The following is a 13,786-nucleotide window of genomic DNA, read 5'->3' as shown; positions in this document are numbered from 1 at the left end:
AGCGAGGCTGGCTGCGCAAGACTGCGGCCGGAGCGTTCGTCCCGCCGTCCTGACCGGCACCCCGAAGGGGATATCTCGCACCCCTGACCAGGGACGACGCCTGTAGACGCCTGTGTGGCCACAACGTGGCACGCCCCCGGCAGGGGCATGGCGGTGTTGTGAGAACAACCAAAGCACTCGCCGAGGCGTGCCGTCTGCTGTCTACCAGTGCCGTCTGCCGCTGTCCACCAAGACCATCACCTTGGTCACCGACCTGATCCGCGGCCAAAGATCGCCACACAGGGCGGCGAGGTGGTCTTGATCGATGGCACCCTGGGTCCGCACAAGACCGAAAACCGCGAGAACAACTTGGGGGAAACGTGATCAGACACGCCGCCGCTACCAGCACGAGTACGTCCCAACCGTGCCAAGCCAGGCCGTTGACCTGCGACTTCAGGATGAAACGATCTCACGTGGCCGTGGTGAAACTTCGAACCTAGGCCCGATGTGTCCGATGTGGTCAAGGTTACGTCTATGTCGACAGGACTGGACATCCGGTCATCATGTGATCCTGAGGCGCTGCGTGAGCCCGGTACCAGAGTTCGAGCTGCAGGAGGGTCCAGATACGCATGCTGTGGTCGGCGCCGCCGATGTGGCGCTGGAGAAGATTGCGTACCACGGCCGGGCGGAACAGACCCCTCCCGCGTGCGGTGGCGTCGGTCAGGACATCGAAGGCCAACTCGCGAAGCTCCCCACGCAACCATGATGCAAGCGGCACGCCGAACCCCTGCTTGGGGTAGTCCAGTATTTCTCTGGGCAGCCATGGACGGACCGCTCGTTTGAGCAGCAGCTTGGTGTGACCATTGCGGACCTTCAAGCCAATGGGGAGGGCTGCCGCCCACTCCATGAGGCGGTGGTCCAGAAACGGCGATCGGGCCTCCAGTGAGTTGGCCATCGATGTGATGTCCACCTTCACAAGCAAGTCACCGGGAAGATAGGTGGCGACGTCGACGTCGAGGATACGGCCGAGATCGGTCAGCGCCCGTGACCGCTCATAGGCTTCCTCGAACAACTGGTAGCTGTCCGTCTCCGCCAGCAGGCCACCGAGTTCGTCACTATAGATCTCGGACTTCCACTTGGGCGTGAAGGAGGACATCAGGCGGGCGTACCGCTGCGTGGGGCGTTCCCCAGCGAACTGCATCAGGCGCCCGAGTCGTCGGGAGAGGGAACCGGCGTCGCTTCGCTCCGCGACAAGGTCGCCAATGCGCGCGAACGTCGCGCCGACCGCGCGGGGCATGCCTGGAATCCATCTGGCCTTCCCCATCAGGATATAGCGCTGGTATCCGCCGAAACCCTCATCCCCACCGTCGCCGTTGAGGACAACTGTGACGTGCTGCCGGCTCAGCTGCGCGACGTAGAAACTGGGGATGGCCGAGGAATCGGCGAACGGCTCGTCGAAGTGCCATGCGATGCGCGGCAGGACGTCAAGCAGACGAGAGGTGACCACGAACTCATGGTGGTCGGTGCCGTAAAGGTCGGCGACAATCCGCGCTTTGTGGCGCTCGTCGTACCGGCTCTCCTCGAAGCCTACGCAGAACGTCTTGACCGGTTGGGGACTCTGCATGGCCATGGCGGCCACCACTGTGGACGAGTCGATTCCCCCGGACAGGAACGCTCCGATGGGGCGCTCGCTCACCATGCGGATGCGCGTCGCCTCCAGTAGGAGTTCGCGCAGCCGCTCCTCCTCTTCGGCCTCGTTCGTCACCTGCCGCGGAGTGCCGTCCAGCTCCCAGTATCGGCGTACGGTTACCTTGCCGCGCTCCCAGATCAGCAGGTGTCCAGGTGGAAGCTTGTGGACTCCCTTGTAGATGGACCAAGGAGCGGGGACGTACTGGTAGGTCAGGTAGTGGTGCAGCGCTACCGGATCCACGTCGCGGCGCAGCCGATTATCCCGTTCCAAGGACTTGAGCTCCGAGGCGAACCATATCGAGTCCTCCTCTGAGCGCCAGTACAGAGGCTTCTTCCCGACCCGATCCCGCGCGAGGAGCAAACGCCCGTGCTCTCGATCCCAGACAGCGAAGGCGAACATCCCCCTGAGGTGGTGGACCATGTCGGTGCCGTACTGCTCGTAAAGGTGGACGAGGCACTCGGAGTCACCTGTCCCCCGCAACCGGTGCCCTTGCTCGGCCAGGTCTTGCCGTAGGTCGGCGAAGTTGTAGATCTCGCCGTTGAACACAGCGACGATCTGTTCGTCCTCGTTGTACACAGGCTGATCGCCAGTGGCCACATCGACAATCGCGAGCCTGCGCATGCCGAGCGCCGCGTGTTCGTCGAAATGGAACCCCTTGCCGTCAGGCCCTCTGTGCTCGATCACCTCACACATACGGCGGACGAGATCTGGGTCAGACAGAGAGGTCGACACCATTCCGGCTATGCCGCACATGTATCCTCCCGGAAACTTCGGAACGGCTTCACGGACTCCCGGTCATGAATTCCACGCCGGGGTCCTTTCAGACACACGCACGTGCCTGGGCTGCGTATGAGACAGTGAACTCTGGATCGTCGAGGGTCCGTTAGGACTTCGTCGCCGATGGATACGGTGCCGGGAGCAGGTCGTTGTCAGGCCAGTCCCTTTGCCGGGTCGTCATTTCGGAGCGGAGTGGTGTTTTCCGTTGATCGCGGAAGACGATCTTCGTGGTCCCGATACCTGCGGGTGCAGACTTCGGAAGCCACGCTAGATTCGGTCAGGACAGGCCGAGGAAGGATCCATCGTCGTGACGCTCACCGGCTTCTGACTCACCGCAGGTGCGGCGAAGACATACTCGTTGCAGCCCAGACGACCCTTGCAGGTTCTGAGGAAGCGCAGTTCGAAGCCGCGCTCCCTAAGGAATTCGAAGATCGCTTCAGGCGCGGCCACCTCGAAGGGAAACCCGCCGATCCAGTCGACCAAGTCGTGCCGCGCCGACATGCCTCGCTGCCGGACTTGGTCACGTGACTGGGACAGGCCGCCGGCCCGCAGCAACGCCCCAACGGCGGTGCGCGACGAGAAATATGCCCTGCCACCAAGGAGGAGCATCCTCCGCATCACCGGACCGGAATGAACATACTGGCGCTTCACCAACCACCAGAGGCGGCTGATCGGGCCTTGATCATTATATATGGCTATATACAATGATCCTTCGGGCGCGACCAGCGCAGAGGCGGCCTCGATCGCACGCCACATGGCACCCGTGTGGTGCAGGACACCCCATGCATAGACGATGTCGTAGGTTCCTAGGCTCTGAATATACGCCTCGTCGATAACCGATCCCTGCTCCACTGTCCAGTCGCTGTCCGGCGCGTACCTCTGGCGTATCTCCATGCAGGCGGCGACGGAAGCCGGATCGTAGTCGAACGCGTGGACTTTCGCCCCCATACGGCTCGCGGCCAGCGAGAACAGGCCGCTTCCGCAACCGACGTCCAGGAAGGTCTTCCCCGTCAAGTCAGTGCGTCCGAGGGCAGCGGCAAGCGATTCCGTAGCGTGTTCGATCCGCTCATCGCGCACTACTTCGATAAAGCTCAGCCAGTTGTCGCCAAAAGAAAATCGATCACTCTCGGTCGCCTCCGCGGATCCCCCCGGCATCACTAACCTCCAAATATGGCAAAGATAATCTGGCAGCGACTTTGTAGTATGCCAAGAATGTCCATCAAGCACCGAATAGACACATTCTTTCCCAGGCAACATCCCGGTCACCAGCAGAATAACAATAAGAACTGTACGATATGCCCTCATCGGTGTCTGCCTGACACGCCGCGCAGTTGCCAGTCGATAGCAAATACAGAGTTATGCCGACGGTATGCACGCTCTACGCGGCGGGCCCGGACGCTTAGTCCAGTTCAATCCGTGGCGTCAAGATCTTACCAATTGTGCCACAATGGAGATTGAGCTAAAGCCGCCATCCAACAAAGTTTCGGTAGTTGTGCACCGACGGATTTATTCGATGAGCAGGTCCGTGACCTTCGGTCGGACCGTTGGAAGCCCCGCCGGTGAGGTGCTGGACGAGCAAATTCCTAAGTCGCGCGGACAGCGGGACGTCAACCGCGCCCACGCCCGCATCCGAGCCATCGGTGAACGTGCAGTCGCGACCTTGAAGTCCTGGAAGGTGCTGACCAAGCTGGCTGTTGCCCGCATGGCGCGACCGCACTCGTGCACGCGATCCTGCCGCTGCAACTCGTCGTCGACGAGGGCCGTTACCCAAGATGAAAGGGCTCACTCGTCGAGGTCGCGGCCAGCCGACCGGAACGGAACGGACGCGCCGACCGGTCGATGATCGACGACCTTTGCCGACCGATGAACTACAGTCGTCCGCCATGGCCGAATCCTCCCCCATCTGACCGCGACGGCGGACGCCTACGACGCCGTCGCCGACCTCTACGCCGACTTCGTCCGAAACTCGCTCGACCGCGGGCCACTGGATCGCGCGATACTCGCCGTGTTCGCCGAACTCGTGCGGGCCGCCGAACCCCGGCCGTCGCCGAGGCCGGCTGCGGTCCCGGGTACATGACGGCACACCTGCGTAACCTCGGACTGGACGCCTTCGGCATCGACCTGTCTCCCGCACTGATCGACATCGCCCGCAAAGACCATCCTGACCTGCGTTTCGAGGTCGGTTCGATGGGCGCCTTCGACGTGGCCGACGGCGAGCTGGGCGGTCTGCTCTCCTGGTACTCCGTCATCCACATCCAACCACCGGAGCTGCCGCCATACTTCGCCGAGTTCCGCCGGGTGCTGGCCTCTGGTGGTTATCTCCTGCTCGGCTTCTTCGAATCCGAGGGCGGTCCGGTGCTGCAGTTCGACCATAGGGTCGCGCCGGCCAACCGGTGGCCGATCGACGACTTGGCCGACCTGGCCCGCAAGGAAGAGTTCGTCGAGGTGGCGCGGATGTTGCGCGAGCCTTTGGAGGATGAACGATTCCGCCGCGGACACTTGCTGATGCGCAGACAAGCTGCCGCCATGTGCTGATGCGCGCGCTATAGGCCCCGGCACCGCACACCAGACGGGCGGGCATGCGGGCAGCCTGGCACGGAACAGGCAAGCCCGCTGCCCGGATGCCGCCACGAAACGCGTCCACCCGCTACCGCAGACCAGACGCCACCTCGATGTGCCGCACCACATGCAGCAGATCCCACGTTGGCAGCCGTTGCTCAAGCTCCCTCAACCGGTCACCAAGAAGTCCGCGCTCCGCCTGCGTGAGCACGTCGCCGGCATCCAGGCACTCTCTTACACATTTACTCAGCTCCGAAAGAGCCGGAGTGTCGGAAAGGGACAGGCGAGGGAAGCGTTGCCGCCACCAGAACCACAACGCTCACGACCCCCGGCGTACCGAGCACGCCAGAGTCTGCCGCCGCGCTCCTGCTTACTCCGATTTCCGGATCAGGCGGATCCCCTGAACGTCACCAGCGGGGCGAAGGGCCTCGCAGCCGTCGCCAAGTCGGCTTCGGGACGAGTGAGCTTCGAACACATAGCCAACGCCGTCGAGCAGCTTGACGACCGGGCTGGCGGCGAACGTCGGGGCGGCTGGCCGAATACCTCGTTTCCGCCTCGAGCGGGCGGAAACGAGATATTGAAGCCCCTATTCGCTCATAGTTCGAAGTCGAAGATCCGGGAGTAGATCCCGAACTGGAGCGTGAAGTTGTCTACATAGCTGACGAATCGGTCAGCCGCAAGGGCGAATCCGACTAGAAGCCTGATGCCACCCAGGCCGGAGGGGTTCACGATCCTGGCATTGGGATTCAGGGCCACGTAATCGGAAAGAGGTTGTGTGGCAATGCCTGGGCCCGCGAAGCTGGGGGCGAACGTGGCGGCGTCCAGGCCGTACCAGCAGTTGTCCAATGTAGCCTCCCAAGTCTGCCACGTGGTGAGCAATGTGTCGGGCTGGCTCGGGTCCGCGCAGGTAGGTCCGCCGTTGCCGGGACTCTGGAACGGAGGCTCGAAGAACAGGAGGTCCTCGGCAACCAGGTCACCGTTCGTGTCGACATGCAGGATGAGATAGGGGAATTGCTGGCCGTTGTTGGAGAGCACGAACGTGGAGTATGAGAGGTCTCTCAGGTTGGCCAGCCTCTGCCCATGGAACGCCGTGTTCCTGAACTCGGCTGATTGGTCGCCCTGAGTTCCCGTCGATAGGTGTGCACTTCCGGTGCCTATGGGTGTCGGGTTCGGACCTCTGACGAACCCGGCTGCGCCGTCCCCAGATGTGATTCGAATGAACCAACTGAAATCTCCGTTACTGTTGACTATCCGCCTCGGTTGTGCCTGCGCCGGGCTGGCCGTGAACAACGCCACTGACAGCAACGCGACAACCGATATAAATTTGCGCATGGTCTTACCTCCCCAAATTCTCTATTACGGCATTCTCGTGTCTCGGCAAGTCGTAAATCCTGGACGGCGTTCAACTACTTCATGCCATTCCGTGCGGTGTACAGCGCAGGAGATATGCCTGCATCTTTCGGAGTTGGATGCCGGATGTCCGAATCTTGCGTTCATTGCGGTCACGAGGATCGCCGATTAATCCTGTGGATCGGCCGGCAGGCCGTATCGCAGATCGCCTAACAGGCCCTACCGCGCGAATGGACTCTAGCCTGTGGCGACCCGCAACTTCAGGACGAATTGTTCAAGACACCGCAAACCATTTCACCTGCCATCTTGGCCGAGGGCAATGTCATCGGCCCCAGCGCACGTCCCGTACCAGCCAGACCACGCCCGGTGGATGCCGAATCGCCTTGGGGTTGCCCGTAGGCCGCCGCCAGCACCTGGACCGCTTGGCCTGGATTTGCTCGGTGGTGCCGAACTAGAACGAGCCCGGGGTGTGCAATCCCATCCCGGAATGGCGATGGTCGTGCCGGTAGTGGTCGAAGAAGTCCGCGCAGAAGGTCCGGGCGTGCTCCAGGGCAGGCCTGAGCGTTCTCGATTGGTGAAGCCAGAGTGAGTCGGACGAGGGTCGAAGGGGGGCCCAACGCTCAAGCAGCCGACCCCTCGTCACCGACCCGAACGTCCTTCACGCACCGGTCGAGGTCCTGGACGCGCCGCCCGACCCCGCGCAGCCGCCGGGGACGCCGCTATCGGCTGGGCTCGCTGCCGGCTTCAGCCCTGATCGCCGTACTCAGTGGGACCACGCGCTGGCGGCGATCACCCAGTTCATCAGCGGATACGACCCCAGCCTGCCCGCCAGATCGTCGCCGCCGGCGGCCACCACCTGTTCATGGTCCACGGCAACCAGGCCACGCTTCACCACCGCCTCAAAGCGCCCCGGCGGCAGGCCTGCTCAGTCCGCCGCACTGATCCGACGGCCACTGGGCCATCACGGCGCTGCACTACCTCCGCGACGACACGCATCGCGAGGACGCCTCGAAGATCCGCGCTGGCACCGCTCCTCGCGTCATGGCCGGCTTCCGGAATCTGGCCGCCGGGTTGGCGCGCCCGATCGGCTGCCCGAAGAAATCCAAGCCGTGCTCCAGATCTGAGAGAACATGGCAGCATGATCATTTAAAGGACGGAAGCCGGGGCGACCGCGACAACGCTGAAGCCCGAGGTGGCCACGCGGTGCGAGGGTCGCGCGATTCAAATCTTAGTAGCGAGTGCACAGAGTTGAGGCTGCTTGAACCGCATTCGTTGATAGAAGGCGGAGGCGGGACTGCCAGGAATTCCGGCGGCGACTCGCGCTAGGTACCGGAGGTTCACGTTCATCACCCCGGGCCACCTGGGAGCTTGATAGAAACCGAAGTGCACCGTATCGATCGTCTTTATCTTGAAGCCGTGATTCTCGATGGTCGTCGCGAGGGTGCTCTCGTTGAACGTACGCACGTGCTGGTATTGATGGAAGCGTGAATCGCAGAAGGGACAATAGACCTTCGAGGACGCATCGAAGTCCTCGTCGTTAGGTGTGGTCAGGAAGATCCAACCACCAGGCCTCGTGACATCCCGCAGGTTCGCGAAGAATTCGCCTTCCTCCTTCGGAGTCACGTGCTCCACGGTCTCCAGGCAGGTGACGAGACTGAACAGGCGACCGAAATAGGAGGCGTTGGGATCGTCGACCATACCTGCGCCACGCCACCCGCGTCTTCCGTCTAGAAGATCATTAGCGGCCTGGACGGAAGCCGCCGACCAGTCGCAGCCCCAGCATTCAGCACCGCCTCGGACAATCTCTCTGGCGAGCGCTCCCGCACCGCATCCGTAGTCCAGGACATCTCTTTTGAGAAAGCCACGACGGCGAAGGTATCGGACGACACCGCGCCCAACCTCCTCAGAGAATGTCGGCCCGCGGTTCTTTTGCTGATACCAGTGGTCCCAGAACGCCTTCACTCGCTCTGGCGTCCAGCGTTCGGGTTCAACCATGTTCGTAGGCACTCTAACTCCCTATGAGTCGCCTGTTGACTCATCACCAGTCAACGGTAACCCGTGCGAGCTTCTCCCCATCTGTGGCACGACGCCACTTTCCTATAATTGGTCTCCTCTTTTGATGGGTACAACCGGTCGTGTCCCAGGAGGACACTGTTAGTCCCGTCGGCTGTTCTCGTCGGCTGAGAGAACGACGACCGCATCCGACAGCATCATGGGATTGCCGCTCAGACGCCACAGGGGCCCCGCAGTGTGGCCAGCCGCCATGGCCGCCTCACCAGTTCGCGATCGTCTCGGTGTTTGAGTTCCTGGAGGATCTCCGATCGCCAACGCCACAGCGGGCGCGGGCCCGTCAACATCGCCGCGCGGATGCATGGCTGCGCCGAGATTCCTCTGGCCAGGTGCCAGAATCTCCCCGTTACGAGGTTCGTCTCGAGTACAAACGCATGACCTACCGGCCGCATCGGTCGTCCAAGAGTCGCTGGTACAGCTTCAAGTGCTCCTCAACGAGGATGGTCCCGTCGAGGTTCTTACGGGCCCAGGCACACGCCGCAGCCGCTAGCGCGTGAGCCAGCTCTGAATCGTCAAGGAGACGGTATACGGCATCCGCCAAGGCCACGGGATCGGAGGGAGGAACAAGGACGCCGCGGCCGTCCAGAAGCTCGGGCGTGCCTCCCACCGCGGTGGCGACGACCGGTCGTCCAGCGGCCATGGCCTCCATGATCGCATTACTCAGGCCTTCGTTGAGCGAAGGCAGAACGACCACGTCGGCGCGGGCAAGGAATGGTCTGACGTCGGTGCGAGATCCCATGACCAGCACGTCGACCTTGAGATCGGACGCGTACCTCTCCAGGCTTCCACGCTCGGGTCCGTCGCCGACGAACACCAGAGTGCAGGGCCGATCCTTCAACGAGAGCATCGATGCGGCCTCGATGAGAAACCGATGCCCCTTTACCGGCAAGAGATTGGCCACGCATACGACCACGGGGAGTGAGGTCTCGATCGGCTCGGGCGTGATCCGCTCGAACGCTGATGCTGGAAGGCCGTTGTAGATGACGCTCAGCTTGCGTCCAGGCACACGCTCCACCATGCGTGCGTCTTCCATGACCGCAACGGCGTTGGCGATGACGTGATCCGTGATGCGAGTCGCCCACCTTTCCAAGGCGAACACCCACCTGCGCCCCTGTTTAAAAAAGCTCTGACTGCGTCGGCCGGCGACCACCACCGGAACCCCCGCCGTGCGGGCGGCAGGCGCCCCCAGCACGTAACTCGCATACAGAAACGCATGGAACACCTGAGGCTTGAGCCGCCGCAACAGCCGGACCAGGCTGATACCACCCTTCAGCCCTTTGGCCAGGGCCTCCGGCCAGGACGTGAAGGAGCCGAGCCGTAGCTCATACACCTCGATCCCGGCCGAACGCAATGCCGGCACATGAGCCCCTCCCTCCTGCAGGAGGATCACGTGGGTATCGATGCCACTGTGCCGTAGCGCACGAGCCAGTAAGCACAGCTGAACCTCTGTTCCCCCCATCCGTTGCAATTCGTTGATGAGGAGGGCAACTCTGCGAAGCGCTACCACGACAGCTCCCATAGGCACTCATCGACACCGAGTCGCTACTCAGCGTGTCCGTTCGGACCCTCATGGTCAAGACAGACAAAGGGTGTGTCGCGCGAAGCCGCGAAGGTCCGCCTCTGCCATACTCGTGTCAGGCCGATCACGCTCTGTAGTAGCGAGCCATCGAAGGGTCATGCCCCCGACACGTGGTCATCCTTCTCCATCTACTGAACGGTCAGTCGAATGACTCTCTCGAAACCCACGCCTGTCGGCATTGATCCAGGGAATCCGTGGTACTCGATGCTGCGCTGCCTCCGCTGCCATGCCGCGCTCCGCCTCCTCCACGGCGAACTCACATGCCAGGCATGCGCGAGCACGTACCCCATCGACGACGGAATCCCGAGATTCGTCCCGCAGGAAAGCTACGCCGAAGGATTCGGTTACCAGTGGAACCGACACCGGCTGACTCAGCTCGACTCCTACTCCGGCATGCCGATCTCCCGTGATCGGGTCATGAATGCCAGCGGTTGGACCGCAGAGGAGTTGCGTGGAAAAACCGTGCTTGAATGCGGTAGCGGCGCCGGGCGCTTCACCGAGGTGCTCTGCGAGACCGGTGCCATCGTGACGTCGTTCGACATCTCCAGCGCGGTCCACGCGAACGCCGCCTCGAATGGCCGCTTCTCCAACCTGCGCCTGCTACAGGCCAGTATTTACGACTTGCCGCTCCCTGAGGAGTCCTTCGACTACTTGATTTGTTTCGGCGTGATCCAGCACACACCTGACGTCGAGCGTACCTTCAAGACGCTCTTCCGTTACGTGCGCCCGGGTGGCCGCTTCTGCATCGACGTGTACGCGGCACCGATTGCCTACCTTCATCCCCGGCATCTCCTACGCCCAGTGACCAGGCGCATCCCGCCCGCGCGGCTCTACGGGATCGTCCAGAAAATTGCGCCGAAGCTCCTCCCGCTTTCCATGATGCTCACTGCAATACCCCGTATAGGAGCCTATCTGGCACGCTTGGTTCCCGTCGCGAATCATCGGCATCTTAACCTGCCCAACAAGAAGGCCAGGCGAGATTGGTCAGTGCTTGACACCTTTGATTGGTTCGCGCCGCGATACGAGCGGCCACAGACACGTAGCCGTCTGCAGCAGTGGACAAAGGAAGTCGGTTTGTCCAAGGTATCGATCGAACGTCACCGCGGACTATATGTGATAAGCGGCATCAAGTAGCCCGGCACGCAACGCATTCAGTTGCTGCGCGGGCGGATCGTCAACCGCCCTGCCGGCGCCTGGCAAGCGCCTGACCTCGGACAACCCTACAACGCTCCCGCCATTGGACATCGTCGTGAACATCGCCGGCGCGCCCTGCTGGCCAAAATGGCGGACGGTCACATACCCATCCGGAAGGTCATGACCTGCCCTCGGCCTGAATGTTGACGCATTCAGGCCGTTGAGCTTTCTTTATCCGTGCCCATCAACGGGTTCTGGGAACAGCCGCAATCAGGCTCAGGGGCTGATGCAACAAGTGAACGGGATGTGGGGCCTTGTGTGCAGAGCAGATGCCTTACGAGGCCGCCTCCGTCCGAGTGCCAATGACGGGCGTCGTGTCGCTGCCGGTGGCGGTGCGCCGCGCTTTGCCGCAGGCCATGGTGAGGGCCAGCGCCATGCATGCCAGAGGGAATGCAGGGAGAAGATAACGGTATTCGGGCCAGCCCGTGGCTACCGCGAGCACCACGAGTGCAACCGCTATTGTCCATGGCATCAGCGACGGGATCGGCAGACGTCTATAGCGGACTGCAAGCACCATGGGTGCCGCCATCACAGCGAACAGGCCCAGCCCAGGCAGAAATATCCAATACTGATACCGTTCGAGGAACATCTGGAACCGATCGATCCCGAGGACCGTATCTCCATATCCATACATTGCCGCCATGTCCACCGCCCGCGGTTGGACTCCCATGTATTTTGCAACAGAGAATAGAAAGACGGAGTCGTTGTCCACCGGTGGGTCGCTCATGGCGAAGGAACGGGCCAAGTCGCGCACCACTACCAGAGTGTAGTCCACAGGCTGGGCGGCGATGGCGTGCAGTGCGAACCGTCGCGCGAGGGAATTGTTCTCCGGGCCGAACGGAGGGCTACTCGTGTGGTAATACCAGGCATTAGGCCCCCATTCGTAGGATCCAGGATCCTTCGGGTGCAGCAACAGGTTCCATGGCCAGGCGCCTGCGGCTTGGTGCGATTTCGGCGGGCAAAGTGGGGCGAGATCGGCCGGGGGCCGTATCTCTGCGCAGTCGGCGAACGACATAGTGCGCGACCAAAGGATTAGCCCGTTGTTCGCGCCGACGGTGAGCCAGCCGTGGTGTACCTGAAACCACAGACCGTAAGCCAAGAGCGGCGCGAGACAACTCGCTATGGCCGCGAGCAGCGTGCGGAACCTGACTCGCTGCACCAGTAGGAGCGCCAAGTACACGACCACAATGGGCATACCTATCGATCTGGTGAGCGCGGCGGCGGCGATAAGGAGTCCTGCCAGTACTGCTGTCGGCACGGTAAGCCGACGCCGCCATAGGGTGACGACGACAGCCCCGGTCAGACAGAAGGTGAACAGCGTCTCGCTGAGCAAGGAGTGCTCGATCAAGAGTTGGCGAGGATCAAGGAAAACGGGAAGAGCAGCCGCTACCGCCAGCATCGGCCGCACTTGCCATCGACGGAGCAGGGCATAAACCATGATCCCGATACCGAGGCCCATGACATGTTGGATCGCCGCTACGAGCACATTGCTATGAAAGGGCAGGAGAGTTCGGAGAAGTATTGAATAACCAAGAGGCTTCGCGGGGTTGGGCAAGAGTTGCAGCGAGTGGGCAACGTAGCTGCCCGAATCTCCAAACCAGAATGCTCGCGGGTAGCCAAGCATGGCTGCCGAACGCAGGAACACAGCGATGGCTACGGCGAGGACGATGGGTTTACGCAGGGCGGTGAACAGACGTGATCCAAGAGGCGCGGCAGCGGAGCCATCTGGCCTCATGTCACCGAACTCTCTTTCCCGGCGCAGTCGATTCATGAGACGGCTATTCGTCATCTGGGCAAATTCCTTCGAACTTCATGGGCACGTGCAGCTCGCGTTACGTCGTCGTCGCGCCAGGTATGGCGGCTCGTCGAGCTTGATCAAACGCGTTTATTGGCGCGGTCGGTGTGCTCGTGCGATCAGTGAGACGCCGGGCCGAGACTTCACCGGCAGGTACCTTTCCAGCATGATCACTGCTGTGAGTCCCATATTGACCAGGCGCGGTGTCTCCATGACATCGGACCCGGAGGTGTGTTTCCGCCGCCGGGCGACGACGGGCCGGAGCAATACGTTCCAGCTCCAGACCCGATCGATGGTCAAGCCCTGAGCCGTCAGCAGTGCGTGCAGGCCGTCGTATGTGTAGCGGCGGACATGGCCTGATGCCACATCATGCGCCGACCAGAGCGCCATGTCGCAGGGTACGGAGATCAACGCCGTTCCACCGGGCCGGAGTACGCGCAGGAGCTCTCGAGCCGCTCGAGTGTCCTCCTCGATGTGCTCGAGCACATCGAGGGCGAGGACGAGATCGAATGATCTATCGGGCAGCGGCAAATCACGTGCGTCAGCGTGGATCGCCTTCAGCCCACGTCCGCGAGCGAGTTCCACCGCTGTTTCCGAGTAATCCGCGACCAACGCGTCCCATCCGTGCTGAACCAGCACCCGCGTGTTGCCACCCCCTGCGGCACCTACGTCGAGCGCCCTGCCCGGTGTGCCGAGGCGGCGCAGCTCACGCGCGAGAATGGCGCGCCGCTCGCGATACCACCAATGCCGGTCCTCCAGCTCGACCGTGCGACGAATCTCCGTGGCTTCCATG

Annotated in this window: 9 protein-coding genes and 1 pseudogene; 3 read left to right on the top strand and 7 right to left on the bottom strand. The window is 62.2% G+C overall.

Annotation, left to right across the window (positions count from 1 at the left end; translation table 11 throughout):
- Positions 1-511 precede the first annotated feature (511 nt).
- Entirely contained in the window at positions 512-2,422 is a 1,911-nt protein-coding gene (asnB, locus tag EJK15_RS18960; RefSeq protein ID WP_138711780.1) for an asparagine synthase (glutamine-hydrolyzing), read from the bottom strand.
- Between the two features lie 291 nt (positions 2,423-2,713).
- The gene (locus tag EJK15_RS18955; RefSeq protein WP_206060953.1) at positions 2,714-3,751 is read right to left on the bottom strand and encodes a class I SAM-dependent methyltransferase; all 1,038 of its coding nucleotides are present in this window, start codon (positions 3,749-3,751) and stop codon (positions 2,714-2,716) included.
- 283 nt (positions 3,752-4,034) lie between these two features.
- On the opposite strand from EJK15_RS18955, the pseudogene EJK15_RS18950 reads away from it, so the two are divergent.
- A pseudogene (locus EJK15_RS18950) lies at positions 4,035-4,222 on the top strand (IS5/IS1182 family transposase); the annotation flags it as partial.
- A 63-nt stretch (positions 4,223-4,285) separates the two neighbouring features.
- On the top strand, positions 4,286-4,981 hold the full coding sequence (locus tag EJK15_RS18945; protein ID WP_338089876.1) for a class I SAM-dependent methyltransferase: 696 nt from the start codon (positions 4,286-4,288) through the stop codon (positions 4,979-4,981).
- Between the two features lie 618 nt (positions 4,982-5,599).
- On the opposite strand, the gene EJK15_RS18940 is transcribed toward EJK15_RS18945, so the two are convergent.
- From EJK15_RS18940 to EJK15_RS18930, 3 genes are all read right to left on the bottom strand, one after another.
- Positions 5,600-6,337, bottom strand: coding sequence for a hypothetical protein (locus EJK15_RS18940; protein WP_138711779.1), 738 nt, complete (start codon positions 6,335-6,337; stop codon positions 5,600-5,602).
- Positions 6,338-7,576: 1,239 nt separating this feature from the next.
- Positions 7,577-8,350, bottom strand: a complete 774-nt coding sequence (locus EJK15_RS18935) for a class I SAM-dependent methyltransferase (RefSeq protein WP_138711778.1) — start codon at positions 8,348-8,350, stop codon at positions 7,577-7,579.
- Positions 8,351-8,804: 454 nt separating this feature from the next.
- Positions 8,805-9,884 (bottom strand): glycosyltransferase, encoded by a 1,080-nt coding sequence (locus EJK15_RS18930; protein ID WP_240777058.1) that lies wholly within the window; start codon positions 9,882-9,884, stop codon positions 8,805-8,807.
- Between the two features lie 267 nt (positions 9,885-10,151).
- Between EJK15_RS18930 and EJK15_RS18925 the strand changes: the two genes are divergently transcribed.
- Positions 10,152-11,138 (top strand): methyltransferase domain-containing protein, encoded by a 987-nt coding sequence (locus EJK15_RS18925; RefSeq protein WP_138711776.1) that lies wholly within the window; start codon positions 10,152-10,154, stop codon positions 11,136-11,138.
- Positions 11,139-11,472: 334 nt separating this feature from the next.
- On the opposite strand, the gene EJK15_RS18920 is transcribed toward EJK15_RS18925, so the two are convergent.
- Both EJK15_RS18920 and EJK15_RS18915 read right to left on the bottom strand, forming a co-directional pair.
- Positions 11,473-12,969: a hypothetical protein gene (locus tag EJK15_RS18920; protein ID WP_138711775.1), complete on the bottom strand. Its 1,497-nt coding sequence runs from the start codon at positions 12,967-12,969 to the stop codon at positions 11,473-11,475.
- 114 nt (positions 12,970-13,083) lie between these two features.
- Entirely contained in the window at positions 13,084-13,785 is a 702-nt protein-coding gene (locus tag EJK15_RS18915) for a class I SAM-dependent methyltransferase (protein WP_138711774.1), read from the bottom strand.
- Position 13,786: the final 1 nt, after the last annotated feature.

Source organism: Nonomuraea basaltis (assembly GCF_005893125.1).
Lineage (GTDB): Bacteria > Actinomycetota > Actinomycetes > Streptosporangiales > Streptosporangiaceae > Nonomuraea > Nonomuraea basaltis.
The sequence above is the reverse complement of the archived record's forward strand: the minus strand, read 5'-3'. Positions and strand labels throughout refer to the sequence as shown.

Excerpts from the sequence above, each read along its gene's own strand:
- asnB (WP_138711780.1), bottom strand. The coding sequence starts at position 2,422 with ATGTGCGGCATAGCCGGAATGGTGTCGACCTCTCTGTCTGACCCAGAT.
- EJK15_RS18955 (WP_206060953.1), bottom strand. The coding sequence starts at position 3,751 with ATGAGGGCATATCGTACAGTTCTTATTGTTATTCTGCTGGTGACCGGG.
- EJK15_RS18945 (WP_338089876.1), top strand. The coding sequence starts at position 4,286 with ATGATCGACGACCTTTGCCGACCGATGAACTACAGTCGTCCGCCATGG.
- EJK15_RS18940 (WP_138711779.1), bottom strand. The coding sequence starts at position 6,337 with ATGCGCAAATTTATATCGGTTGTCGCGTTGCTGTCAGTGGCGTTGTTC.
- EJK15_RS18935 (WP_138711778.1), bottom strand. The coding sequence starts at position 8,350 with ATGGTTGAACCCGAACGCTGGACGCCAGAGCGAGTGAAGGCGTTCTGG.
- EJK15_RS18930 (WP_240777058.1), bottom strand. The coding sequence starts at position 9,884 with ATGGGGGGAACAGAGGTTCAGCTGTGCTTACTGGCTCGTGCGCTACGG.
- EJK15_RS18925 (WP_138711776.1), top strand. The coding sequence starts at position 10,152 with ATGACTCTCTCGAAACCCACGCCTGTCGGCATTGATCCAGGGAATCCG.
- EJK15_RS18920 (WP_138711775.1), bottom strand. The coding sequence starts at position 12,969 with ATGAATCGACTGCGCCGGGAAAGAGAGTTCGGTGACATGAGGCCAGAT.
- EJK15_RS18915 (WP_138711774.1), bottom strand. The coding sequence starts at position 13,785 with ATGGAAGCCACGGAGATTCGTCGCACGGTCGAGCTGGAGGACCGGCAT.